This window comes from Moraxella sp. Pampa (assembly GCF_035181385.1).
In the GTDB taxonomy this organism is placed as follows: Bacteria; Pseudomonadota; Gammaproteobacteria; order Pseudomonadales; family Moraxellaceae; genus Moraxella.
The window spans coordinates 379406-401936 of sequence record NZ_JAXCJK010000001.1 but is presented as its reverse complement, the minus strand read 5'-3'; the positions used below and the strand labels follow the sequence as shown (position 1 = coordinate 401936).

Here is a 22531-nt window from a genome sequence, read left to right as displayed (position 1 = left end):
GATTTTATGAAAAAAACTAACACAATTCGCTTATTGGCATTCTCATCGCTGGCATTGGCAGTTTCAGCGTGCAGTACAATGTCTAAGTCAAATCAAATCATGCTTGCCAAGCCAAATGTGGCAATGGATACGGCCTATCGGGTTTTGGATAATGACACTGTCAGTAGCATTGAGACGCCAAGTCTGGCAGCAATGCGTTGGCAAGATTTTTATGTTGATGATAAATTAAAGTCGCTGATTGAGATTGGTCTAAATAACAATAAAGACCTGCAAAAAGCTGTGCTTGCTATCCAAAATGCTCAGGCACAGTACCAAATCAAATCTGCTGACACTATGCCAAGATTGGGAGTGTCTGGCCGAGCAAGTCTTCCTAATCAGGTAAACCGTAATCCAAGTGCTGGTTATAGCGTGGGTCTGGCCATGGCAAGTTATGAGCTGGATTTATGGGGCAAAATTGCTAATGCCAAAGAGGCAGCTTTGCATCAGTATTTGGCGAGCAATGCTGCCAAAGACACGGTACAAATTTCACTCATCGCCAGCATTGCTCAAAGCTATGTTAATCTAAGCTACGCTTTGGCTCAGCGACAGCTTGCCATTGAGACGCTAAAAACTCGTGAACATTCACTTGGCATTACCAAAAAGCGTTTTGAGGCTGGTATTGATGCTATTTTGCCAAGCCTACAAGCCGAAGCGTCATTAGAGGCAACAAAATTGGTGATTTATCAAGCCGATACAGGCATCTTGAAAGCACGCAATGCTTTGCAAGTGCTGTTAGGCATGCCAATTCCCAATGAATTGATGCCAGACATGGCGGTGCATCACATCACCACGCAGGCATTATTTAGTACAGGTCTGCCAAGTGAGCTTTTGTATTACCGACCTGACATCATGCAAGCTGAGCATACTTTAAAAGCAGCAGGGGCAAATATCAATGTCGCTCGTGCTGCCTATTTTCCGTCAATTAGCCTGTCTGGCAATTTAGGTTTTAGCTCATCTAGTCTGACCAATTTACTACAATCTACTGCCTTTGGTTGGTCGGTGGGGCCTGCAATTAATTTACCAATTTTTGATGCAGGTGTACGCCGTTCTAACCATGAGATGGCACAAATTGCACAAAAAAATGCACTTGTTTCTTATGAAAAAGCCATTCAAACCGCCTTTAAAGAAGTCAATGATGTGTTGGCATCTCGTGCTACGCTTGGTCAGCAACTAGAATCGCAGTATAAGCTACAACAAAATTATCAGCAAAGCTACCAGATTGCCCATGCACGATTTCGTTCGGGTTTGGACGATTATCTGAATGTGCTTGATGCCGAGCGTTCTTTATTTACCAATCAACAAAGCATTTTGGATTTACAATTGCAAAAAATACTCAGTCAAATTGAGCTGTATCGAGCATTGGGTGGCGGTGCAACTTTGACCACCGAACAAATTGCCAACATCAATCAGCAACGCCAAGCCATGCTTGTCAACAAATTGGCAACCAATGAGCAAAAACAGGCACAAGCGGTTAATGAGACATCATTACCAAAGAATCAAGAGGTACAGCCTGTGCCGAATGTTACTAAGTCTGCCAATCACCCTTAATCATCTCATCATCAAAAAAACGCCCATATTTGTTGGGCGTTTTTTTTATGTTTTTATCATATGTCTTGTTTAAGATAAGTTGGGTATTTATGGGATTAGACAATGGGTCTTTTGCGATAAAATAAAATCCCTGGAATGGATAAGCCCAGCACCAGTGCAGAAATGACAAAAGTTGCATCAAAAAAATAAGACATCATGGTGGTGAATAGCGTCATATTAAAACCAAAATAACCAATCTGCACCATACTGACCATCGCCTTGTAGGCGGCAATGCCAGGCATGAGACAAATCACGCTAGGTACGATGAGTGCTTTTGGGGGCAGACGAAATCTTTGGGCAAACCATACGCCCAAAAAGCTTGCTAGCATGGCACCAAAAAAAGTCGCCACCGCCAAATGTACGCCATGATTAACCATGAGGGTTTTTGTGCCAAAACCCAGTGATGTCATGATAAGGCAATATATGATATAGCGACTTGGTAGGGCAAACATTAAGCACCAACCAAGCGTAATGACAGAGGATAACAAAACATCGTAAATCAACCACATCACAACCCCCAATGTGGAATTTGTAGTAAAATAAGTGCGGTAACAATGCCTACGCAAGCAGACAGGGTCAGCATGGTGGCAAATACCCAGCGACCCAAACCCATATTGATATACCCTTTAAGAATGTCAGATAAGGCATTGATGATTGGAAAGCTGGGTACAAGTAGTAGCACGCTTGATGCTACTGCAATGTCGGCGGTATCACCCAATGTTACCAGACCATTTAAATCCAAAAAATATGCAGATGCCCCCAAGACTGTTGCGACAAATGCGGTAATAATCACTACCACAAATGGATTAAAATGATGTGTTGATAGATATAAGCGTGTTCGCATGGCACAAAACCCTGCAATCAGCGTAATGATGGCGATGATGAAGTTGCCACCATTTAAGTAGGCAAAACACGCACAAGATAAACCAACAAACAAAGACATCAGATGATTGGAATAAGTGGTACGATTAATGTTGTCAAATTGAATTTCAACTTCATCAATCAGTTGCTCGTTTTTGGTGGTGGTTTCGGCGTGCATGACAATCTGCTGAATCTGCACTAAAATGCTCACATTAATGCCTTGATGAATGGTGTTTCTTACGGTTGTGATGCAGCGTCCATTGTACAGTGTTGTCAAGGTGATGGCATTAAAGGATAGGGCGCATTCAACACCGCTCACACCAAGTGATCTGCCAAGTCGTTTGGTCAAATCAACTACCACCGCTGATTCGCCACCATATTGCATGAACAATAACGCACAACGCACACACACTCTGGTGATGCGTTGTTGTTCTTCATAAGAAATATAGGGTAAGCGGCGTGTCTTCGCCTGATTGAAGCTTGACATAAAAATGGTCATTCATTTTTGGTTTGGGATAAAGGGAATATTGTAAGGGTAAATCTTGAAAAAGTCATGATAAAAAGCTGAATTTTTTCTAAAAATCATTGCAAAACCTATTAAGGGTAGCTATAATCATCTGACAATATTTTATTTCTTTTATTTTTCTATTTTTATTTATAATAAACTTTAAGGAATAGCTATGAATATGGCAACCAATCCTGGTAAATTATGGCTAGATGGTACAATCATTGAGCAATCACAAGCCAAAGTTCATGTCTTGACGCACAGCTTGCACTATGGTTTGGCGGTATTTGAGGGGGTGCGTGCTTATGAGACGCCAGATGGTCGCACGGCAATTTTTCGTCTGCATGAGCATACCGAACGCCTATTAAATTCGGCAAAAATTTTTCAATTAAATGTACCTTATGATCACAAGACACTGGTGCAAGCCCAAAAAGATGTGGTGCGTGAAAGTGGCTTGGCATCTGCCTACATTCGTCCGCTCATTTGGGTGGGTTCTGAAAAGCTTGGTATAGCCGCCAAGGATAACACCATTCATGCAGCAGTAGCAGCGTGGCATTGGGGTGCGTATCTTGGCGAAGATGGCATTAAAAATGGTATCCGTGCAAAAACTTCCAGCTATACGCACCACCACCCAAATGTAACGATGTGTAAAGCAAAAGCAGCCGCCAATTACCCTGTATCTATTTTGGCCAATCAAGAGGCCACCAAGGCAGGCTATGATGAAGCCATCTTGATGGACCCGTTGGGCTATGTCTGTCAAGGTTCTGGAGAAAATCTGTTTTTGGTCAAAAATGGTGAATTGCATACCCCAGATTTGGCAGGTGGTGCACTTGATGGCATTACACGCCGTACGATGATTGAGTTTGCCCATGACTTGGGCATTAAGGTGGTTGAGCGTCGCATTACTCGTGATGAATTTTATCTTGCTGACGAGATTTTTATGACAGGTACGGCGGCGGAAGTGACGCCAATCCGTGAATATGATGACCGTGTGATTGGTAATGGCTCTCGTGGTGAAATTACCGAACAGCTTCAAAGTCTTTATTTTGATGTGGTACAAGGTCGTAATGACAAGTATAAGCACTGGTTGTCATTCATTGATGACTGATGAATGGCGGTGTTCAAAAAAAGACGGTAAAAGTGCCGTCTTTTTTGTTGTATATATGATGCTTTTATGTCAATTAGAAAAACCTCATGATTGAATTTGTGATATCATAAGAGATGGTCTAAAACGCAATTAGACAAAATAAATCAACGCAACTTAAGTGTCATTAGATATGATTAAGGTAAAAAATATGAGCAACTTTGACCACAAATTGGATTTAAACTGGCAATCTGACTGCCTAGACCCAAGCCTTGACTTTGCGATGCAAACGCTTGCCGTGCGTGGCGGTTATCATCGCACGGACGAAGGCGAGCATAGTGAAGCGATTTTTACCACCAGTAGCTATGTCTATCAAAACGCCCAAGACGCCTTTGACCACTTTAACGGCACCAAAAAAGGCAATGTATATAGCCGTCATACCAACCCCACCGTGCGAGCCTTTGAAAGACGGCTGGCGTTATTAGAAAACGGCGAACGCTGTGTGGCAACCGCCAGCGGTATGGGGGCGATTTTGACAATGTGCTTGGCGTATTTAAAGGCAGGCGACCATTTATTGTGTGCCAAGCAATTATTTGGCTCATCGGTGGCGTTGTTTGACACTTATTTTAAAGCCTTTGGCGTTGATGTGTCTTATGTGGACTGCTTTGACAATACCGCTTGGCAAAACGCCATTCAAGACAATACCAAAGTTTGCTACCTAGAAAGCCCAAGCAATCCTTTGGCACAAATTGCCGATATTGGTGCGATTGCCAAAATCGCTCACGACAAGGGGGCTTTGCTCATTGTAGATAACTGCTTTGCCACCCCTGCTATCCAAAAGCCCTTAGATTTGGGGGCGGATATCGTCATTCATTCAGCAAGCAAATACATTGACGGTCAAGGGCGAGTGCTGGGCGGTGCATTGGTTGGCTCAAATGAGCTTATGGAAAAGGCGTTCACGGTCATTCGCACAGGCGGTATTAGCTTGTCGCCCTTTAATGCGTGGGTGTTGTTAAAGGGGCTAGAAACCTTGTCGCTGAGAATGAAAGTGCATTGTGAAAACGCCAATCAAGTCGCCAAATTTTTGGTCAATCACCCCAAAGTTAGCAAAGTGCATTTTTCAGGGCTAAAAGAGCACAGAAGCCACGAACTTGCCAAACGCCAACACAGTCATTTGCCAGTGGTAGGCGGTGCGTTTGGGGCGATTATCGGCTTTGAAGTGGACAGCCAACAAAGTGCGTGGCACATCATTGACAGCACCAAAATGATTAGCATTACCAATAACTTAGGCGATGCCAAAACCACCATCACCCACCCTGCCACCACCACGCATTTTAGAATGACACCAGAGCAACGAGTGGACGCAGGCGTGAATGACGGACTTATCCGCTTGTCGGTGGGGCTTGAAAATGTGGACGATATTATCAAGGATTTACAGCGTGGTTTGGATAGTTTATAGTTGCTTGATGGTTGTTTTTGGTTTTTGATGAATTATTTTTATCAATTGTCCAATCAATTTTTCAAGTATAATGATGTCTTTTGAGTGCAAAGCAGAACTAACCCATGGGCTTTTTAGATAAATTATTCAAAACAAAACAAAATGATTCCATTGCAGACATCATCAAACCAACCAAGCATGATGATACCGACTTGCAAAAAGCAAATGCACTGTATGAGCAGGCCACACAACGACACCAAGACGGTGAGCATGAAGCGGCAGTAACATTATTACTTGAAGCGGCGGTGCTTGGTCTGGCAGATGCACAGCGTAGTTTGGCGGTCATGCACTGCAATGGGCTTGGAGTGCGACAAGACCATCAAAAAGGGCATGAGCTTTTTTTAAAAGCCGCCAATCAAGGCGATGTTAAGGCCTGCCACAACTTGGGTGTCATGTACTATCATGGCTTTGGGGTTATCCAAAACCATCAAGTGGCGTTTGACTGGTATAAAAAAGCCGCTGATCAGGATTATGCTGAATCTTGCCATAACATTGCTTTGATGTATGAACACGGTGTGGGTGTGCCAGCAGATGATCGTTTGGCGGTCGATTGGTATGAGAGAGCGGCTGGTCAGGGTTTTGTTTTGTCGTATTTGAATTTGGGCAATCTTTACCGTATGGGGCGTGGCGTATCTCAAGATGATGCTAAGGCGATGGCTTATTTTGAAAAAGCGGCAACGAGTGGTATTTTGGAAGCTAAGTATCAATTGGCGGTGTGTTATCAGCATGGTGATGGTGTGGCACAGGATTTGGTGAGGGCGTTTTCTTATTTTAAAGAAGCTGCCGATTTGGGCTTTGAGCCTGCCATATACCAATTGGCACTTTGTTATCTAAAAGGTGAGGGGGTTGCAAAGGATGAGAATTTGGCAAAAGATTGGTTGCGACAATCTGCCAAGAACCACGAACCTGCTTTTAAGCTTTTAAATCAGATGGAAGGCGGACATCACTAAAAAACTCACTGAATCCAAAAAGTAGGAAATATGGCTAACAAGGACTGGTTAATTGCAATTGCGGTGATATTGATATGGGGCATTAATTTTATTTTTATGAAGATTGCTCTGTTTGATGTGTCGCCGATGGTGCTGGGCATGCTTAGATTTGCCTTTTTACTTTTGCCTGCCATTTTCTTTTTGGCTCGTCCCCCTTTGCTGTGGCGATGGCTGATACTGTACGGATTGACGATTAGCTTTGGGCAATTTGCTTTTATGTTTTTGGCATTGTCTATGGGTGTGCCAACAGGGCTTGCTGCCCTTGTGCATCAAAGTCAGGTGTCCTTTACGGTGATTTTGGCGGCATTGGTTTTTAAAGAAGGGGTGCGTCGCCATCATTTTTTTGCCATGATGATTGCGGCAGTGGGCCTGTTTTTGATTGGTGTGGGGCAATTTCAAGGCGACATGGCGGTTATTGGGCTTTTTGTCGTGATGGCAGGGTCGTTTTCGTGGGCACTGGGTAATATTGTCGTCAAGAAATTGGGTAATATCAATCCAATATCGCTTGTTGTTTGGGGCAACCTATCGACATTTGTGGCGTTTACTGCTGGCTCGTTGTGTCTGTATGGTGCCGATGGCGTGGGCGTGCAGATTGCCAATTTAAAACCACTGGGTTGGCTAAGCATACTGTATTTGGCTTATGTTGCAAGCCTTTTGGGTTATGGTGGCTGGGGCTACTTACTGCTACGCTATCCTGCCAGTCAGGTAACGCCCCTTGCACTTTTTGTGCCTGTGGTGGCACTATTGGCAGGTATGTTGTTTATGGCTGAGCAATTAACCGCTTGGCACTGGCTGGGGATTGTGGTGGTCATGGCTTCTTTGCTGACCCATGTCTTTGGTGCAAAGAAAATCCGCTCATGAGTTTATTGAGATTTATTATTAAAAAAACCATGCGAAATTAAAAAAAATATGCTAAAATTATCCGAAATTTAACACTATATAATGTGTAATTAATAAAATAATATACCATATGTTGTTATATTAATTTGCTTCGTCTGAAATCATTTTAAAGTCATTTGGAAATCACTCATGCATTATTCAATTTTTTGCCAAACTAAAAACGATGTTTTAAAAGAACCCATGTTCTTTGGGCAACCTGTCAATGTGTCTCGTTATGACCAACAAAAACACCCAATTTTTGAGCAGTTGATTGAAAAGCAGTTGTCATTTTTTTGGCGACCAGAGGAAATTGATGTGAGTCGTGATCGTATTGACTTTGCTGAATTGTCTGTTCATGAACAGCATATTTTTTTATCAAATCTAAAATATCAAACCCTGCTTGATAGCATTCAAGGTCGTAGCCCAAATGTGGTGCTATTACCCCTAGTTTCTATCCCTGAGCTTGAAACTTGGATTGAAACTTGGAGCTTTTCTGAAACCATTCACTCTCGTAGCTATACGCACATTATCCGTAATGTCGTCAACGACCCTGCTAAGATTTTTGATGACATTATTGATAATGAGCATATCTTAGAGCGTGCCAGCGACATTGCACGCTATTATGATGAGCTACACTGTGCGGCACAGTTGTACGATTTGCATGGAGAAGGGCTTTATACGGTGTGTGGTGAGAGCATACATGTATCGCTAAAAGATTTGAAGAAAAAGTTGTATTTGTGCATTGTGGCGGTCAATGTGTTAGAGGCGATTCGCTTTTATGTGTCTTTTGCTTGTTCATTCGCTTTTGCTGAACGCAAAGTCATGGAGGGTAATGCCAAAATCATAAAGATGATTGCTCGTGATGAGGCACTGCATCTTAATGGTACACAGCACATGATTAATCTGATGCGTACAGGTCGTGATGATCCTGAAATGCTTGAGATTGCCAAAGAGTGTGAGGCAGAGGCGATAGAGATTTTTAAAAGTGCCGCTGACCAAGAAAAGGCATGGGCAGAATATCTATTTAAAGATGGTTCGATGATTGGGTTGAATAAAGACATCTTATGCCAATATGTTGAGTTTATTACCAATACACGCATGGCAGCGATTGGTTTGCCGACAATTTTTGATACCAAATCCAATCCGATTCCTTGGATTAATGCGTGGTTGTCGTCAGATAATGTGCAAGTTGCCCCACAAGAGACAGAAATTACCACCTATTTGGTTGGTCAAATTGACTCCGATTTAGATGATGTGGATTTAGATGATTTTGAGCTATAAAGTGATTGTTAACAATCGCTGTGTATGAATGGTAATGCAACTATCAAATCATTGAACATTGTGCAAAAAGCAGGGTTGATATGGGTTGGGTATTCACTGACGAGATGCGTTTTTATTTGCATGATAATGAGACGCTATTAGAAGGTATGAGGCGTACAGAGCATGAGCTGGTGCGTTTTGAATGTCAGCAGGGGTATTGTGGCTCATGCAAGATGCGAGTTACTGCTAAAACTGGTGCCTTAAAAATGGTGCGTACGCCGATTGCCATGCTTGATGATGATGAGGTGTTGGCGTGTTGTTGTTGCCCTATGGGTACGGTGTGTGTGACTTATGCGTCTAAGACCGATGCCGAGCAACTGGCTTTATTTGAGGATAAAAGCGTAGAGTCATGGCTGACCATTTAAAGTATGGCAAATGTACCATCTGCTAAATACAAGTGATCTAATGCCATCAAAAGAGTGTGTTCATAAATCAAAGTTGATGTGATATGTGATGACTTATTGGGGCTGACCTTTTAAGTATCAAAAAATACCGCCATGAAGCGGTATTTTTGTTAATCATCTGTCTAGATTTGTTGATCTTAGTTGTTTTTGGTTGCCAAGGTGATTCTGGCGGAAGTTACTGACAAATCGGTGCGTTCATCTTTTTCGTACAATGCACCAGCACGACCAACGATCAGAGGGTCAATATTGCCGATTTGACGAGTGTCTTTGTTTTCATAATTGATTTTATTGAGCACATAACGCATGGCATTAAGACGAGCGCGTTTTTTGCAATCGGACTTGATGACAATCCAAGGTGATTCAGCAGTGTCGGTATTAAAAAACATGGCTTCTTTGGCAAGTGTATAATCGTCCCATTTGTTTAATGAGGCCTTATCAACAGGTGAAAGTTTCCACTGTTTGAGTGGGTCGTTCTCACGACTTGCAAAGCGTGCTTTTTGCTCATCTCGTGATACCGAAAACCAAAATTTTACCAGCTGAATGCCAGATTCAATGAGGTGCTTTTCAAACTCAGGAACCTGATGCATGAAAGTTTGATATTCTATATCGGTGCAAAATCCCATGACTCGCTCAACCACTGCACGGTTATACCAAGAGCGGTCAAATAAAACAATCTCGCCTGCGGTAGGTAGGTGCTGTACATAACGCTGAAAATACCACTGTCCTTTTTCCTGTTCTGTTGGTTTTTCTAAGGCAACAACCCTTGCTCCACGAGGATTGAGATGTTCCATAAAACGCTTAATGGTGCCACCTTTGCCCGCCGCATCACGACCTTCAAAGATAATGACCAATCGTTGACCTGTGGTCTTGATGTGATGTTGTAGCTTTAACAGCTCAATTTGTAGCTTATACTTTTGTGCTTCATAATTTTTACGGCTTAGGCGATGCTTGTAAGGATAACCACCTTCACGCCAATTGTCTGAAAGCTGTGTGTCTTTGGATTTATTATTGCGAATTTGGTTGGTGATTTGATGCGTGGCAGTTGTCGGTAGGTATTTGCTCAATAGTTGTTCTACTTCTATCAAATCATCAGGTGTTGCGTGTATTAATAAGTTTTCAAGCTGACTGGCAGTGTCTGGCGTCACTGATTTTTTGGTTTTTGGCTCAGTTTTGGTGGTGCGTTGAGCCTTTGTGGTTTTAATGGTGATATTGCTGTCAGCTGACATGGCATACTCCTGATGAAAATGAAAAAAGTTAAAATTTTATTTCTTTTTCATTTTCATATTATCATTTTCTATGCGGTCTGACAAGGCATTTCATTTGATACATACATCTAAAATTTTGATGAATGATGAAGATTGCTACAAATATTTTTTCAATAGTGTGTTTTATGTAGTGTGTCTATGGTTGATTGAGATAAGGTTTGATTAATGTATTGCTATCGGTGCGTGCATCTAAGGCGACAAGTAAGGCGTATGCACCAATGAACTTGCGGCTGATGAACATCATTTCTTTGGGGGGTAGGCTAAATTCTATTGATGTCATGCCATTTTTGGCACTTGCCATAACACGACCATACAGCTGGCTATTTGCCCACAAATATAGGTCATTTTCATCAATAAACTGCTTATCAATCAGGGATTTATCAGAAAATGGCTCGCAAGCAAGCAAGAATACATCCGCCATGTCATCTTTAGGTTTACCTGTCAATCTATCAAAAAAATCATAGCCTGTCATGGCGATTTTCATCATTGATTTATCTTGATGATACCCTGCGGTAAGTAAGTTTTTGGCGATGGTTAATAGGTGATTGTCAAAGCGTTTTACCGCACCAAAATCCAGTAGGATAAGCTTGTCTATGCCGTCATCATCAATGCGTACCAAATAATTGCCAAAATTTGGGTCGGTTTGCATCTCTCCCCATTCAAACAACTCACGAATGACAATCTCAATTGCCGCTTGGCCTAGGGCGTTTCGGCGGTTTTGGGGAAGTTGTAGTAGGCGTGCATCATTTAAAGGGGTGCCTTGTTCAAAACTCATACAAATTAGGCGGTCGGTGCTGTAATTATCATAGATGGTCGGCACGATGTAACGCTCATCATTCGCCAAATATTGAGCAAATCGTTTGGTGGTGTCGGCTTCTTTTTGATAGTCTACCTCGGTATGTAACAGCTCCTTTATTTCCAAAAACCAGTCGTCTAGGGCCTTAGTCTGTGGCACGGCATTGGTGATTTTAAGCAGTTGTCTAAAAATCGCAAGATCAGAATCTATGGCGTTGGCAACATTGGGGTATTGCACTTTTAATACCACCGTGCGTCCGCTGAATTTATGCACCGCTTTATGCACTTGGGCTAAACTTGCCGTACCGATTGGTGTACGCTCAATCTCAAAGTCATGCACCTGCTCACCAAGCTCGTTTTTTAAGGTCTCGTAGATGATGTGCCATGACAAAGGAGTGGTGTTGGCATCTAAGGTGTGCAAAGCATTAACAACCTCTTTGGGTAAAAAATGCTCGCCATATAGTGCCAACATTTGTCCGATTTTTACCACCGAACCTTTTAATTTGCCCAACTCACGCACCAGATAATCAGCTTGTTCTTGTAATAAAATGTGTTTTTGAGCTTCTTTTTCTTCTTTACTCAAAAACAAGCCAGACACACCGCTTTTTGCCCAATTTGCCCCCAGATTGAAAGAGGTTTTTGCAATAGAAAGTCGGCGTTGCAAGGGTGAGGTTTTTAGGCTGTTTATTGGCTTGTTCATTGTTTTTGGCTGATTATCGTTGGCGTTTAAAAAGAGCGATAAAATTTATGTTGTGAAAATTTGTGTCATTAGTTTTGGCGGTCAATGGCACGCCAGCCAATATCACGGCGATATTGCTTGCCAGCAAAGTCTATCGTATTACAGACCTGCAACGCCTTGCTTTGGGCATCTTTGATGGTATCTGCCAGAGCGGTTACACATAGCACACGCCCGCCATCGGTGACGATTTGCCCATCTTGAATTTTGACACCTGCATAAAATACTTTGACATCGTCAAAACTTTGGTCAAGACCTGTGATGACATCGCCTTTTGAGCTGCTTTCTGGGTAACCACGGCTTGCCAGCACTATGCCTAGGGCGACTTGCTCATGCCAGTCAGCTTGGCTTGGTAGCTTGCCTTCAAGGCCTGCACAAATCAAATCCACCAAAGAGCTTTTGAGACGCATCATGATTGGCTGAGTTTCAGGGTCGCCAAATCGGCAGTTAAACTCAATCACATAAGGGTCATTTTGCTCATCAATCATTAAGCCTGCATACAAAAAGCCCGTATAAGGCGTGCCATTATCTTTCATGGCGTCTACAACAGGGCGAATGATACGCTCAATGACTTTATCGTGTACTTCTTGGGTAACGACAGGAGCAGGACTGTATGCCCCCATGCCACCTGTGTTTGCTCCCGTATCACCTTCAAAAATGCGTTTGTGATCTTGGCTGGTCGCCATTGGTAGAATATTGTCGCCATCAATCATGCAGATGAAAGATGCTTCTTCGCCTTGTAAAAATTCCTCAATCACCACACGACTGCCTGCTTCGCCAAACTTATTGTCTGACAACATATCATCAATGGCTGCAAATGCTTCATGTTCGTTCATGGCGACAATCACGCCTTTGCCTGCTGCCAGCCCATCTGCTTTGATGACAATCGGCGTACCTTTTTTCTTGATAAAATCTTTGGCAGAATCTGTGTCGCTAAAAACCGCATAAAAAGCGGTAGGAATACCAACTTTTTGCATAAAGTCTTTGGCAAATGCTTTTGAGCCTTCAAGCTGGGCACAATATTGATTTGGCCCCCATGCTCTGATTCCTGCTTTTTGTAAGTCGTCCACAATACCTGCTACCAATGGTGCTTCTGGACCAATGAGTACAAAGGCAATGTGATTATTTTGGCAAAATTCAATCACGGCCTGATGGTCGGTGATATCCAGATTGATGTTTTGTAATTTTGGTTCGCCTGCTGTACCTGCATTGCCCTTGGCAACAAACACGGTATTTACTTTACTGTCTTTGGCACACGCCCATGCAAGTGCGTGTTCACGACCGCCCGTGCCGAGTACAAGAATGTTCATAAAACTTTCCTAAACTGATCAACTTAAATGAATAAAAGTTTTGAGTGTGAATATTGGATATAAATATAAAAGTCGATGGTGTAAAAACTTTAACAAAACTGATGTAATGTCTATAAAATCATCACTCATATTTTGCAGAATTTAACATAAAATACATCAACAATCAAATAAATAATCAGCCAAATCAAAAACGGGCAAATAAAAAAATAATAATGTGTTTTGGTATTGTTGTCATTATTTGATTATTCTATATTTGATTTATTCTATCAATACTTCAAATGCCTCATCATCAAGACCAATGACAACTTTGTCCCCTTTTTGTAGCTTATCTACGCCTTTGGGTGTGCCTGTCATGATGATATCTCCTGCCGTCAGCCCATATAAATTATCCAAATAATCAATCAGATAGTCAAAAGAATACATCATTTTGTCGGTACTGTCGTCTTGGCGAATATCACCATTAACAGTGAGTGATAGATGGTAGGTTTTATTGATGAATGGCTTAAAATCGCCAAGCCAACACGCACCTTTAAAACCTTTGGCTTTTAGCCACGGCAGTCCTTTTTCTTTGCAAACGCTTTGTACATCACGAGCGGTTAAATCAAGCCCAACTGTCACCCCTATGATGGTTTTATTTTCGCCAATAAGTAATACAAGTTCGGTTTCGTGATGCACATCATTTGAAAAATCTGGCAAAGTGATGGTGTTGCTGGTTGTAATACTGCTATTGGGCTTTAAAAAAACCAATGGCTCTTCAGGCATGGCATTGCCAAGCTCGTTGATATGCTCAACATAGCTACGGCCGATACAATAGATGGTGTTGACAGCATGAAAAGTGTTATTAAATGTGATGGCAGTCATGCAGTTTTCCTTAAAATGAGCTAAAATGAGATGGTGGTATTAAGCTGTTTAAATATAAACTTAAAAACACTGATGGCTGTGCCAGTCCTAACCGTTATGGTGGTCATCATGACAATGTTGGCTGATCACACTCACCAAGTATGGATGGTAGTAAGCTGGAATGTCATGACCCATGCCATCAATGAGTTTGAATGTGGCATTGGTAATGACTTTTGCCAAAAATTTGCCATGACTGGGGGTGAGTAGTCCATCTTTGCTGCCATGCAATATTAAAGTTTTGGCACGGATTTGCTTGGTGAATCGTAAGATTGACCCAGATGCTAAAATAGCGTTAAGTTGTTGTGCCACACCTAGGGGGTGGAAATTGCGTTGATAGCGTTGTTTGGCGATGGCACGAGTGCCTTTGATATCTAGATGCCCAGGACTGCCAACTGCTGTCATGAACCACACACTGTGGCGTACCATGTCTCTTTCAGAATGGCTTTCTGGACGACGGATAAAGGTCATGAATTGCTTAGGGTTGGGTGGACGAAAAAATGCACGGTTGCTACTGGTGAACATCAGCACCAGATGATCAATGTACTTAGGATAGCGTGCGGCAACGATTTGGGCAATCATGCCACCCATAGATGCACCGACCAGATTGACTTGATTAAAATTAAGCGTCTTGATGAGTCTTGCCACATCTTCTGCCATGTCGGTTAAGGTGTAGGCGACGGGTTCTTGGCGGTTTGACAACCCTGCTTGTACCTTTAACATCATTTTTATGGTATTAAGTTTTGGTAAGCCATCAATGCGAATTTTGCTAGAAAGACCAGTGTCTCGATTGTCAAAACGAATGACAAAAAAACCTGCATCCATGAATTGCTTTAAGAGCGTGTCTGGCCAAAACATCATTTGTGAACCAAGTCCTGCGATGAAAATCATGGCAGGATTGTTGGGATTGCCTCCAGCTTCCACGCATAATTCCATGCCTTCGCCGATATCAATGATGGCTTGGTATAGATGGGGGGATAAATCAGACGGTTGCCAATTTATCTTACCAAATCTTTGCCAAGCTTCTGGCAAATCCATGGACTGCGTGCAAAAAGGGGCGTGCATCAGATTTCTACCATTTCAAAATCAATTTTGGTAACACCACATTCTGGGCAAGTCCAATCATCTGGAATGTCCTCCCAGCGAGTACCAGGGGCGAGTCCTTCTTCAGGACAGCCCAACGCTTCATCATAAATCCAGCCACAGACTATGCATTGATACTTTTTCATAAATTACCTTGTTTATTTGGTTGACTTGGTTTAGTTTGGTTTTAGGTTTGCTTGATGGTCATCATGTTCGTTAATGCCAATCAACAATCAACAGCAAAAAGTTGTTTAAAAAACTTTGCTTAGTTTACATATGTAGCTATTTTTTGCAAGTAAAATTTGTAAAAAGATGTGATTATTAAAACAAAACCCTGTATCAACTGATGTTTAAGATACTTTATACATCATATAGTGAGATAACAATAATAAGCGACTCATCTTAATTTTTGGTGGCAAGAGAAGCTTGCAAATTTTTACATTTATCCCCATAATTGGGGTATTTTTTGATAATTGAGCAACCTAAGCCGTGAGAATTCCAGACATCAAAAGCACCAGTAGGCAAGAACGCCATCTAAACCAGCTTGCCAAGCAAATTCAAGAAAAGGCAGAACTGATAGGCGTGAATGTCTCTGGCACACAAATCAGCAGTCAGGCATTTGATTTGGTCAGTGATTATGAGCCAGCAGGCGACCAACCAATGGCCATCAAAGGCTTAGTTGATGGCATCAAATCAGGCAAAAAAGAACAACTATTACTTGGTGTAACAGGCTCTGGCAAGACCTACACAATGGCGAAGGTCATCGCTCAACTTGGGCGACCAGCCATCATCATGGCACACAATAAAACCCTTGCCGCCCAGCTTTATGGCGAATTTAAAGCGTTTTTTCCACACAATGCGGTGGAGTATTTTGTCAGCTATTATGATTATTATCAGCCAGAGGCTTATGTGCCAGCGTCTGATACTTTCATTGAAAAAGACTCTGCCATCAATGACCATATTGACCAAATGCGACTTTCTGCAACCCGAGCCTTATTGGAACGCCGTGATGCGATAATTATAGCAAGTGTGTCTGCCATTTATGGTTTGGGTGACCCAGAAAGCTATTTAAAAATGTTGCTGCATATTGTTGTTGGCGACAGAATAGACCGCACGACCTTAATTAAGCGACTTGTGGCACTGCAATATGAACGCAATGAGTTAGATTTTGGGCGAGGTACTTATCGCATTCGTGGTGAAGTGCTTGACATTTACCCTGCTGAGAGCGAGAGTCTTGCTGTACGCATTATTATGTTTGATGATGAAGTAGAAAAAATCGTCTGGTTTGACCCTTTGACAGGTAATAATGTTCGTACTGCACCACGCATTACCATTTATCCAAAGTCGCATTATGTTACCCCAAAAGACAAGTTGGAATTGGCGAGTCAAACGATTAAGGAGGAGCTTGCCAATCGGCTTGAATATTTCTGTGAAAATGACAAACTCATTGAAGCCCAAAGAATCAAAGAGCGAACGCAATACGACCTTGAAATGATTCAACAACTTGGCTATTGCAATGGCATTGAAAACTATTCACGCCACCTATCAGGACGGCCATCAGGCGTTGCACCGCCCACGCTTTTTGACTATGTTCCTGATGATGCACTGTTGTTTATTGATGAAAGCCATGTTACTGTGCCACAGATTGGAGCGATGTACAAAGGAGACCGCTCTCGTAAAGAAACGCTGGTGAATTATGGATTTCGTCTGCCTTCAGCGATGGATAATCGCCCAATGAAATTTGAAGAATGGGAGCGTTTAAAGCCGTCTACCATTTATGTGTCTGCCACGCCTGCCACTTATGAGCTTGAAAAAAGTGAGCAAGTAGTAGAACAGGTGGTGCGTCCAACAGGCCTTATTGACCCAGTGCTAGAAATCCGACCTGTGCTGACTCAGGTAGATGATGTATTGGGTGAGATTAATATTCGCAAAACTTTGAATGAGCGTGTGCTGATCACGACTTTGACCAAACGCATGGCAGAGGACTTGACCAGCTACCTAAAAGAATATGGTGTCAAAGTTGCCTATTTACACTCAGACATTGATACGGTAGAGCGTATGAAAATCATTCATGAACTGCGTACTGGCGTGCATGATGTGTTGGTTGGCATTAACTTGCTGCGTGAGGGGCTTGATATGCCAGAGGTGAGTTTGGTGGCGATATTTGATGCAGACAAAGAGGGTTTTTTGCGTTCGGAGCGTTCGCTGATTCAGACCATTGGTCGTGCTGCACGCCATATTAATGGTAAGGCGATTTTGTATGCCGACAAGATCACACCAAGTATGCAAAAGGCGATAGAAGAAACTGAACGAAGACGAACCAAGCAAATTGCCTTTAATGAAGCACATGGTATTACGCCAAAATCTGCCCATCGTGCCATCACTGATAAGATTGATACAGGTGAAGAAGAGGCGGTTCAGGTGGTGGGTAGTGTAGCAATCCATCAATCTGCGATTGCAGGTGTAGATGAAGAGATTTTAAGGCGGCCAGAGCTTATTAGTAAGGAAATTGCCCGCCTTGAAAAACAAATGCGAGCGTTGTCTGGTGAGCTCAAATTTGAAGAAGCAGCACGCGTGCGTGATACAGTGTTGGCATTGAAAGATTTTTTGGTGGGCTAGGCTGATTGCAATCTACTAGAATAGTCTGTCTGCTGAACAAGCCCAAAATAACACCAAGGCGGGGCATGAAAAGTGGTAATTATTTGATGGTTGTGGCGTTAATTTCATTCCTAAATATGCTACAATAAGAAAATGTAAATTTTTTTGAATTTGGAGAAGTCTGTGAGTAATATTAATAAAAAAATCCCTCATGTGCTGATGATTTTAGACGGTGTGGGGTATCGCACTGACCCACGAGATAATGCGGTTCTGGCAGCAAATACACCAAATCTTGATGAACTGATGGCCACTTGTCCAAACGGTCTGATTTCAGGTTCTGGCATGGATGTGGGCTTGCCTGATGGTCAATTTGGCAACTCAGAAGTTGGCCACATGAACTTGGGTGCTGGCCGTATTTTGTTTCAAGATTCTACTCGCATTATGAACGACATAAAAACAGGCGATTTTTTTAGCAACAAAGCGTTGGTCGGTGCTGTAAAAGCCGCCAATGATGCAGAAGGGGCGGTTCATATTTTGGGACTGCTTTCTGATGGTGGTGTTCATGCACATATTGAGCATATCAAATCAGCGGTACGCATGGCCCTAGAACAAGGTGCATCGCAGGTATTCATACATGGATTTATGGATGGGCGTGATACTCCGCCAAAATCTGCTCAAAGCTATATTGATGATTTTGAAGAGTTTTTGACCCAAATTAATCACCAATTTGAGGGTGAAGCAAAAATAGCCAGTCTTATTGGTCGCTTTTTTGCAATGGATAGAGACAAGCGTTGGGATAGGGTGCAGGCGGCTTATGAATTACTTACCCAAGCCAAAGCTGTGCGAGAAGTATCATCGGCGAGCCAAGCGGTACAGCTGGCTTATGACAACGGTGAAACAGACGAATTTATCCAAGCGACAATCATTGATGATAATGGCATCATCTGTGATAATGATGCTGTGATTTTTATGAATTTTCGTGCTGACCGTGCAAGAGAAATTTCCCAAGCATTCGTGGGTACCGATTTTGATGGTTTTGAGCGTAAAGTTGCACCACAATTATCTGCCTATGTCATGCTGACCAAATACTCAGATGAATTGGAAAATAATACAAAAACCACAATTGCTTATTACCCAACAAGTTTGGTAAATACTTTGGGTGAGTATCTACAAAATCATGGTAAAACTCAATTGCGTATTGCCGAAACTGAAAAATATGCCCATGTAACTTTCTTTTTTAGCGGTGGCAGAGAGGAGTTGTATGATGGCGAAAAGCGTATTTTAGTCAAAAGCCCTGATGTTAAAACTTATGACTTACAGCCACATATGAGTGCCTATGAGGTTACGGATAATTTAAAAGTTGCCATTGAATCAGGGCAGTTTGATGTGCTTATCATCAACTATGCCAATGGCGATATGGTGGGACATACTGGTGTGTTTGATGCAGCGGTCAAAGCAGTTGAGGTGGTTGATGAGTGCATTGGTGTGATTGTTCAGAGTGTGCGTAAAATGGGTGGGCATCTACTCATTACAGCAGACCACGGCAACTGCGAACAAATGCAAGACTATGATAGCGGTCAAGTCCATACTCAGCACACCACAGAGCTTGTGCCATTCATTTATGTGGGCGATCAATCTGTATCTGTGCGTGAAGGTGGGCGATTGTGCGATGTATCACCGACCATTTTGCATCTTATGGGCATGGCCAAGCCTGATGAGATGACGGGTGAAAGCCTATTGGTTGAAGGCTGATTTTAAAACTAAATAGGAACTGTATGAAAAAATTATCCGCTTTAACTGTTTTAATGCTGATGATGGCAAATCCACTGTCAGCACAGGCACAATTACCCAAGCCGATAGTCAAGGTGGTCAATTTTTTTGGCGTTGGTGGCGATACATCTGAAGAGGGGCAAATACAGGGTAATAATGGCGTTGCGCTTGATGTGCTTGATACCAAGCCGAATACTTTGCACGGCATTGATGGACTGCATCAAGGCCGTGTGCCATTAAACGCCATTTCACCAAATACACTAAAAACTTTTGTGTCTGTGATTGATCTGGTGCGTCGAGAATACCCAAGAGAAAAAAGCGATGATGAGCTGTTTTACCACGCCATTGATGGTATGTTGCGTAAGGTGGATAGCCATGCTGAGTTTTTGGACGCTGATGCCTTTGCCAATTTACAGTCATTTACTATGGGTAAGATGGCGGATATTGGCATTGGTGTGATGTGGCAGGCTGATGTGGGGCATTGGGTGATTACCAAGGTGATTGCTGATTCACCTGCCGAAAAGGCAGGGCTGTCAGTGGGTGATTATCTGCACCAAGTTGGTGATGTGCGTCTGTCAGGCGATAAGACAGCCAACGATGTGATACAGCTTTTGAGTGGTATTTTGGGAACAAAAGTCGATGTTACTTTCTCAAAGTCTGGTCGTTCTAAGCTGACCAAGACGCTTGTCCGTACGCATGATGTGCAGTCAAAGATTGAGGCGGTGATGAAAGATGGGATTGTTATTATTAAATTGCCTGTGTTTCAGACCAACACTCGTGAACAGATTTTAAATAAAGTTGCTGGTGCAGGTTTACCGATACAGGGCATGATTATTGATGTGCGTAACAACCCTGGCGGTGTGCTTGAATCAGCGGTTGATGTGGCATCTTTGTTCATGCGTAACCAAGTTGTTACCCAAGTTCAGGGGCGTAGTGGCATTGAGCGTGTCATGAACACCACAGGCTCGCCTTTGCTTGACGAAATCCCACTCATCATTTTGCAAAATCGCTATTCTGCATCAGCAGCAGAGGTTCTGGCAAGCAGTTTACAAACCCAAAAACGCGCGCTCATCGTCGGCGAGACCAGTTATGGCAAAGGTTCAGTGCAGTCGGTAATTCCCATTGGTGATAATCAAGCGGTAAAAATTACCACCGCACACTATCTGACCGCCAATGCTGAGCAAATTGATAAAATTGGCGTTAAGCCTGATGTGAAGTTCAATCTGGCACAAGACACTCTGCAAGACACGCCTGCACCAATGACTGATGCGTGGCTGGAGCAGGCTTTATTCATCATGCAAAAGGGCAAACTTGAAACAGGTATTGAGTTTTCTCCTGTGGGTGGTTTTTAATCGGCTCCCCTATTTTTTGTGTTTTTATTTTGGGGTGGTGGTTATTTTGCCGTCATAAAATTCAATGATGATATCTTTATCAGGTATTACTTTTGATTTTGATGAGATGAATTGACCACCTTGCTGAATGAGTGCATAACCCTTACCCAGTGTTTTGGCAGGGTGTTGAATCAAAATCATGCTTTGTAAATATCGACAATGCTCACTCATTAGTTGTAGCTGCTTAGTAATTACTTTGTGATGATTAAGAAATTGCGATGTTTTTGTTTTGACTTGGGATAGCTTGGCGGTTGATTGTGCCTTGCTTTGATTGAGCAAGTTGTTTGTGTGTATTTTTTGCTGACCAAGTTGATGGATGGCTAAAAGTTTGGTGGTTGCCATTTGGTTTTGACTGTCTTTTTTGGCCAATTGAATCAGTTTTGATGCTGAGACTTGACTGCGTTGCATGGCATTATTGCTTATATTTTTGGCCGTTATAAGTTTAGATTGACCAAGTGCTTGAATGTGCTGCATATTAAGCTTGGCATTTTGAGTAATCTCAAGGAGCTGTCTTTCTATTGCACCGATCACCTTTGATGGTGTGTCAAAGCGTGTGTGAGCCATTTCATCAATAAGCACTTTATCTCGTTCATGTCCAATACCTACCCATACAGGTACTTTTTGTTCGGCAATGAGTGCGGCTAACTCATAGTCGTTTAAGTATGCCAAGTCGCCCACTGCACCACCACCACGAATGATGACAAGCAAATCTGGCAAATGACCAAATTTTTTGACAAATTTATCCATTGCTTGTGTGATGGCAATTCGAATTTCATTGGGTGCATGATTGCCTTGAAAGGTGGCATGATGATAATGAAAATGGCACGCATTTGCCATTTCTAGTCTGTCTGCTTCACGACGAAAATCGCCCAATCCTGCGGCATTTTCTGGAGAGATGACGATGACATGGCGAATGTCAAATGGTGTAGGTAGATGTTTATTTAGTAGAGTTAGGCCTTCATCGTGTAGGCGTTTTAGCATGGTGTGGTAGGCTGCTGCCAGTTCACCGATGGTGTAAGTTGGGTCTATGTCGCTGATATTGATGCTAAAACCATATTGTGCATGAAAGGTGGCAGAGGCTTTAATGAGTATGCTTGTACCAGCTTCAAGTATGCGTCCTGTGGTGGTATGAAATTTTGCCAGCACGCCAGACGCACGATATCGCCAAAGCGTAGCACGGCAACTTGCGATGATTTGGTCGTTATCATCTTTTTCAGCCAGTTCAAAATAATAATGCCCACCTTTAGATGATATTGCACGCACTTCGGTGCGTATCCATACTTCATGGTCAAAAGTATCGCTGATGACCATTTTTACCGCTTCTAGGTAATCACTGAGAGCAAGATGCGTGTCTTGTAGTGTGCTTTTTGTGTCTTGAAGACCGTTCAAATCATCCATCTGGGCTAAGATTTTGGCATGTAAATCATCGGTATCGCTGTCTGTTGTGCTGATACTTTGGACAAGGTCGGCGATGCGTTTGGCCTGTGTGCTCATAAAATTATCATACATCTCGTTAAATT

Annotated in this window: 19 protein-coding genes; 10 read left to right on the top strand and 9 right to left on the bottom strand. The window is 42.6% G+C overall.

Translation table 11 applies throughout. The features are described from left to right. The first annotated feature begins 6 nt into the window (after positions 1 to 6). Entirely contained in the window at positions 7 to 1587 is a 1581-nt protein-coding gene (locus R0123_RS01870) for an efflux transporter outer membrane subunit (protein WP_323842889.1), read from the top strand. A 95-nt stretch (positions 1588 to 1682) separates the two neighbouring features. Here R0123_RS01870 and R0123_RS01865 read toward each other — a convergent pair whose 3' ends face one another. Both R0123_RS01865 and R0123_RS01860 read right to left on the bottom strand, forming a co-directional pair. Then, complete coding sequence (locus R0123_RS01865; RefSeq protein WP_323841560.1) at positions 1683 to 2135, bottom strand: threonine/serine exporter family protein; 453 nt, start codon at positions 2133 to 2135, stop codon at positions 1683 to 1685. Further along, positions 2135 to 2974 (bottom strand): threonine/serine exporter family protein, encoded by an 840-nt coding sequence (locus R0123_RS01860; protein WP_323842888.1) that lies wholly within the window; start codon positions 2972 to 2974, stop codon positions 2135 to 2137. The genes R0123_RS01865 and R0123_RS01860 overlap by 1 nt, the downstream gene beginning before the upstream one ends. 193 nt (positions 2975 to 3167) lie before the next feature. Here R0123_RS01860 and R0123_RS01855 point away from each other — a divergent pair, with 193 nt between their 5' ends. The 6 genes from R0123_RS01855 to R0123_RS01830 all read left to right on the top strand — a co-directional run bounded on the left by R0123_RS01855 (position 3168) and on the right by R0123_RS01830 (position 9127). Then, positions 3168 to 4100: a branched-chain amino acid transaminase gene (locus R0123_RS01855; protein ID WP_323842887.1), complete on the top strand. Its 933-nt coding sequence runs from the start codon at positions 3168 to 3170 to the stop codon at positions 4098 to 4100. A 187-nt stretch (positions 4101 to 4287) separates the two neighbouring features. After that, the gene (locus R0123_RS01850; protein WP_323842885.1) at positions 4288 to 5535 is read left to right on the top strand and encodes an O-succinylhomoserine sulfhydrylase; all 1248 of its coding nucleotides are present in this window, start codon (positions 4288 to 4290) and stop codon (positions 5533 to 5535) included. A gap of 104 nt (positions 5536 to 5639) precedes the next feature. Continuing rightward, positions 5640 to 6524, top strand: coding sequence for a tetratricopeptide repeat protein (locus R0123_RS01845; protein ID WP_323842884.1), 885 nt, complete (start codon positions 5640 to 5642; stop codon positions 6522 to 6524). Positions 6525 to 6554: 30 nt separating this feature from the next. Then, complete coding sequence (locus R0123_RS01840) at positions 6555 to 7424, top strand: EamA family transporter (protein ID WP_323842883.1); 870 nt, start codon at positions 6555 to 6557, stop codon at positions 7422 to 7424. A gap of 168 nt (positions 7425 to 7592) precedes the next feature. Beyond that, positions 7593 to 8723, top strand: a complete 1131-nt coding sequence (gene nrdB / locus R0123_RS01835; protein WP_323841554.1) for a class Ia ribonucleoside-diphosphate reductase subunit beta — start codon at positions 7593 to 7595, stop codon at positions 8721 to 8723. A gap of 80 nt (positions 8724 to 8803) precedes the next feature. Beyond that, positions 8804 to 9127 carry a 2Fe-2S iron-sulfur cluster-binding protein gene (locus tag R0123_RS01830; RefSeq protein ID WP_323842882.1) on the top strand — a complete coding sequence of 108 codons (324 nt, stop codon included), beginning with the start codon at positions 8804 to 8806 and terminating at the stop codon, positions 9125 to 9127. Between the two features lie 176 nt (positions 9128 to 9303). Here the strand turns inward: R0123_RS01830 and ppk2 are convergent, their stop codons facing one another. The 6 genes from ppk2 to R0123_RS01800 all read right to left on the bottom strand — a co-directional run bounded on the left by ppk2 (position 9304) and on the right by R0123_RS01800 (position 15398). Continuing rightward, on the bottom strand, positions 9304 to 10392 hold the full coding sequence (gene ppk2 / locus R0123_RS01825) for a polyphosphate kinase 2 (RefSeq protein WP_323841552.1): 1089 nt from the start codon (positions 10390 to 10392) through the stop codon (positions 9304 to 9306). Between the two features lie 175 nt (positions 10393 to 10567). Then, positions 10568 to 11926, bottom strand: coding sequence for an AarF/ABC1/UbiB kinase family protein (locus R0123_RS01820; protein WP_323841551.1), 1359 nt, complete (start codon positions 11924 to 11926; stop codon positions 10568 to 10570). Positions 11927 to 11994: 68 nt separating this feature from the next. After that, positions 11995 to 13272, bottom strand: coding sequence for a phosphoribosylamine--glycine ligase (purD, locus tag R0123_RS01815; RefSeq protein WP_323841550.1), 1278 nt, complete (start codon positions 13270 to 13272; stop codon positions 11995 to 11997). A 258-nt stretch (positions 13273 to 13530) separates the two neighbouring features. Further along, positions 13531 to 14133 (bottom strand): fumarylacetoacetate hydrolase family protein, encoded by a 603-nt coding sequence (locus R0123_RS01810; RefSeq protein WP_323841549.1) that lies wholly within the window; start codon positions 14131 to 14133, stop codon positions 13531 to 13533. An 87-nt stretch (positions 14134 to 14220) separates the two neighbouring features. Further along, on the bottom strand, positions 14221 to 15207 hold the full coding sequence (locus tag R0123_RS01805) for an alpha/beta fold hydrolase (RefSeq protein ID WP_416381482.1): 987 nt from the start codon (positions 15205 to 15207) through the stop codon (positions 14221 to 14223). 26 nt (positions 15208 to 15233) lie between these two features. Further along, on the bottom strand, positions 15234 to 15398 hold the full coding sequence (locus R0123_RS01800) for a rubredoxin (RefSeq protein WP_323841547.1): 165 nt from the start codon (positions 15396 to 15398) through the stop codon (positions 15234 to 15236). Positions 15399 to 15912: 514 nt separating this feature from the next. Here R0123_RS01800 and uvrB point away from each other — a divergent pair. The 3 genes from uvrB (at position 15913) to R0123_RS01785 (ending at position 20972) form a co-directional block, all read left to right on the top strand. Next, entirely contained in the window at positions 15913 to 17871 is a 1959-nt protein-coding gene (gene uvrB, locus R0123_RS01795; protein ID WP_416381690.1) for an excinuclease ABC subunit UvrB, read from the top strand. Positions 17872 to 18069: 198 nt separating this feature from the next. Then, entirely contained in the window at positions 18070 to 19602 is a 1533-nt protein-coding gene (gene gpmI / locus R0123_RS01790; RefSeq protein ID WP_416381689.1) for a 2,3-bisphosphoglycerate-independent phosphoglycerate mutase, read from the top strand. 23 nt (positions 19603 to 19625) lie between these two features. Next, on the top strand, positions 19626 to 20972 hold the full coding sequence (locus R0123_RS01785) for a S41 family peptidase (protein WP_323842880.1): 1347 nt from the start codon (positions 19626 to 19628) through the stop codon (positions 20970 to 20972). 24 nt (positions 20973 to 20996) lie between these two features. Here R0123_RS01785 and xseA read toward each other — a convergent pair whose 3' ends face one another. Further along, a complete protein-coding gene (xseA, locus tag R0123_RS01780; RefSeq protein WP_323842879.1) occupies positions 20997 to 22505 on the bottom strand; it encodes an exodeoxyribonuclease VII large subunit in 1509 nt (502 codons plus the stop codon). Between the last annotated feature and the right edge of the window lie 26 nt (positions 22506 to 22531).

Excerpts from the sequence above, each read along its gene's own strand:
- R0123_RS01870 (WP_323842889.1), top strand. The coding sequence starts at position 7 with ATGAAAAAAACTAACACAATTCGCTTATTGGCATTCTCATCGCTGGCA.
- R0123_RS01865 (WP_323841560.1), bottom strand. The coding sequence starts at position 2,135 with ATGTGGTTGATTTACGATGTTTTGTTATCCTCTGTCATTACGCTTGGT.
- R0123_RS01860 (WP_323842888.1), bottom strand. The coding sequence starts at position 2,974 with ATGTCAAGCTTCAATCAGGCGAAGACACGCCGCTTACCCTATATTTCT.
- R0123_RS01855 (WP_323842887.1), top strand. The coding sequence starts at position 3,168 with ATGAATATGGCAACCAATCCTGGTAAATTATGGCTAGATGGTACAATC.
- R0123_RS01850 (WP_323842885.1), top strand. The coding sequence starts at position 4,288 with ATGAGCAACTTTGACCACAAATTGGATTTAAACTGGCAATCTGACTGC.
- R0123_RS01845 (WP_323842884.1), top strand. The coding sequence starts at position 5,640 with ATGGGCTTTTTAGATAAATTATTCAAAACAAAACAAAATGATTCCATT.
- R0123_RS01840 (WP_323842883.1), top strand. The coding sequence starts at position 6,555 with ATGGCTAACAAGGACTGGTTAATTGCAATTGCGGTGATATTGATATGG.
- nrdB (WP_323841554.1), top strand. The coding sequence starts at position 7,593 with ATGCATTATTCAATTTTTTGCCAAACTAAAAACGATGTTTTAAAAGAA.
- R0123_RS01830 (WP_323842882.1), top strand. The coding sequence starts at position 8,804 with ATGGGTTGGGTATTCACTGACGAGATGCGTTTTTATTTGCATGATAAT.
- ppk2 (WP_323841552.1), bottom strand. The coding sequence starts at position 10,392 with ATGTCAGCTGACAGCAATATCACCATTAAAACCACAAAGGCTCAACGC.
- R0123_RS01820 (WP_323841551.1), bottom strand. The coding sequence starts at position 11,926 with ATGAACAAGCCAATAAACAGCCTAAAAACCTCACCCTTGCAACGCCGA.
- purD (WP_323841550.1), bottom strand. The coding sequence starts at position 13,272 with ATGAACATTCTTGTACTCGGCACGGGCGGTCGTGAACACGCACTTGCA.
- R0123_RS01810 (WP_323841549.1), bottom strand. The coding sequence starts at position 14,133 with ATGACTGCCATCACATTTAATAACACTTTTCATGCTGTCAACACCATC.
- R0123_RS01805 (WP_416381482.1), bottom strand. The coding sequence starts at position 15,207 with ATGGATTTGCCAGAAGCTTGGCAAAGATTTGGTAAGATAAATTGGCAA.
- R0123_RS01800 (WP_323841547.1), bottom strand. The coding sequence starts at position 15,398 with ATGAAAAAGTATCAATGCATAGTCTGTGGCTGGATTTATGATGAAGCG.
- uvrB (WP_416381690.1), top strand. The coding sequence starts at position 15,913 with ATGGCCATCAAAGGCTTAGTTGATGGCATCAAATCAGGCAAAAAAGAA.
- gpmI (WP_416381689.1), top strand. The coding sequence starts at position 18,070 with ATGATTTTAGACGGTGTGGGGTATCGCACTGACCCACGAGATAATGCG.
- R0123_RS01785 (WP_323842880.1), top strand. The coding sequence starts at position 19,626 with ATGAAAAAATTATCCGCTTTAACTGTTTTAATGCTGATGATGGCAAAT.
- xseA (WP_323842879.1), bottom strand. The coding sequence starts at position 22,505 with ATGAGCACACAGGCCAAACGCATCGCCGACCTTGTCCAAAGTATCAGC.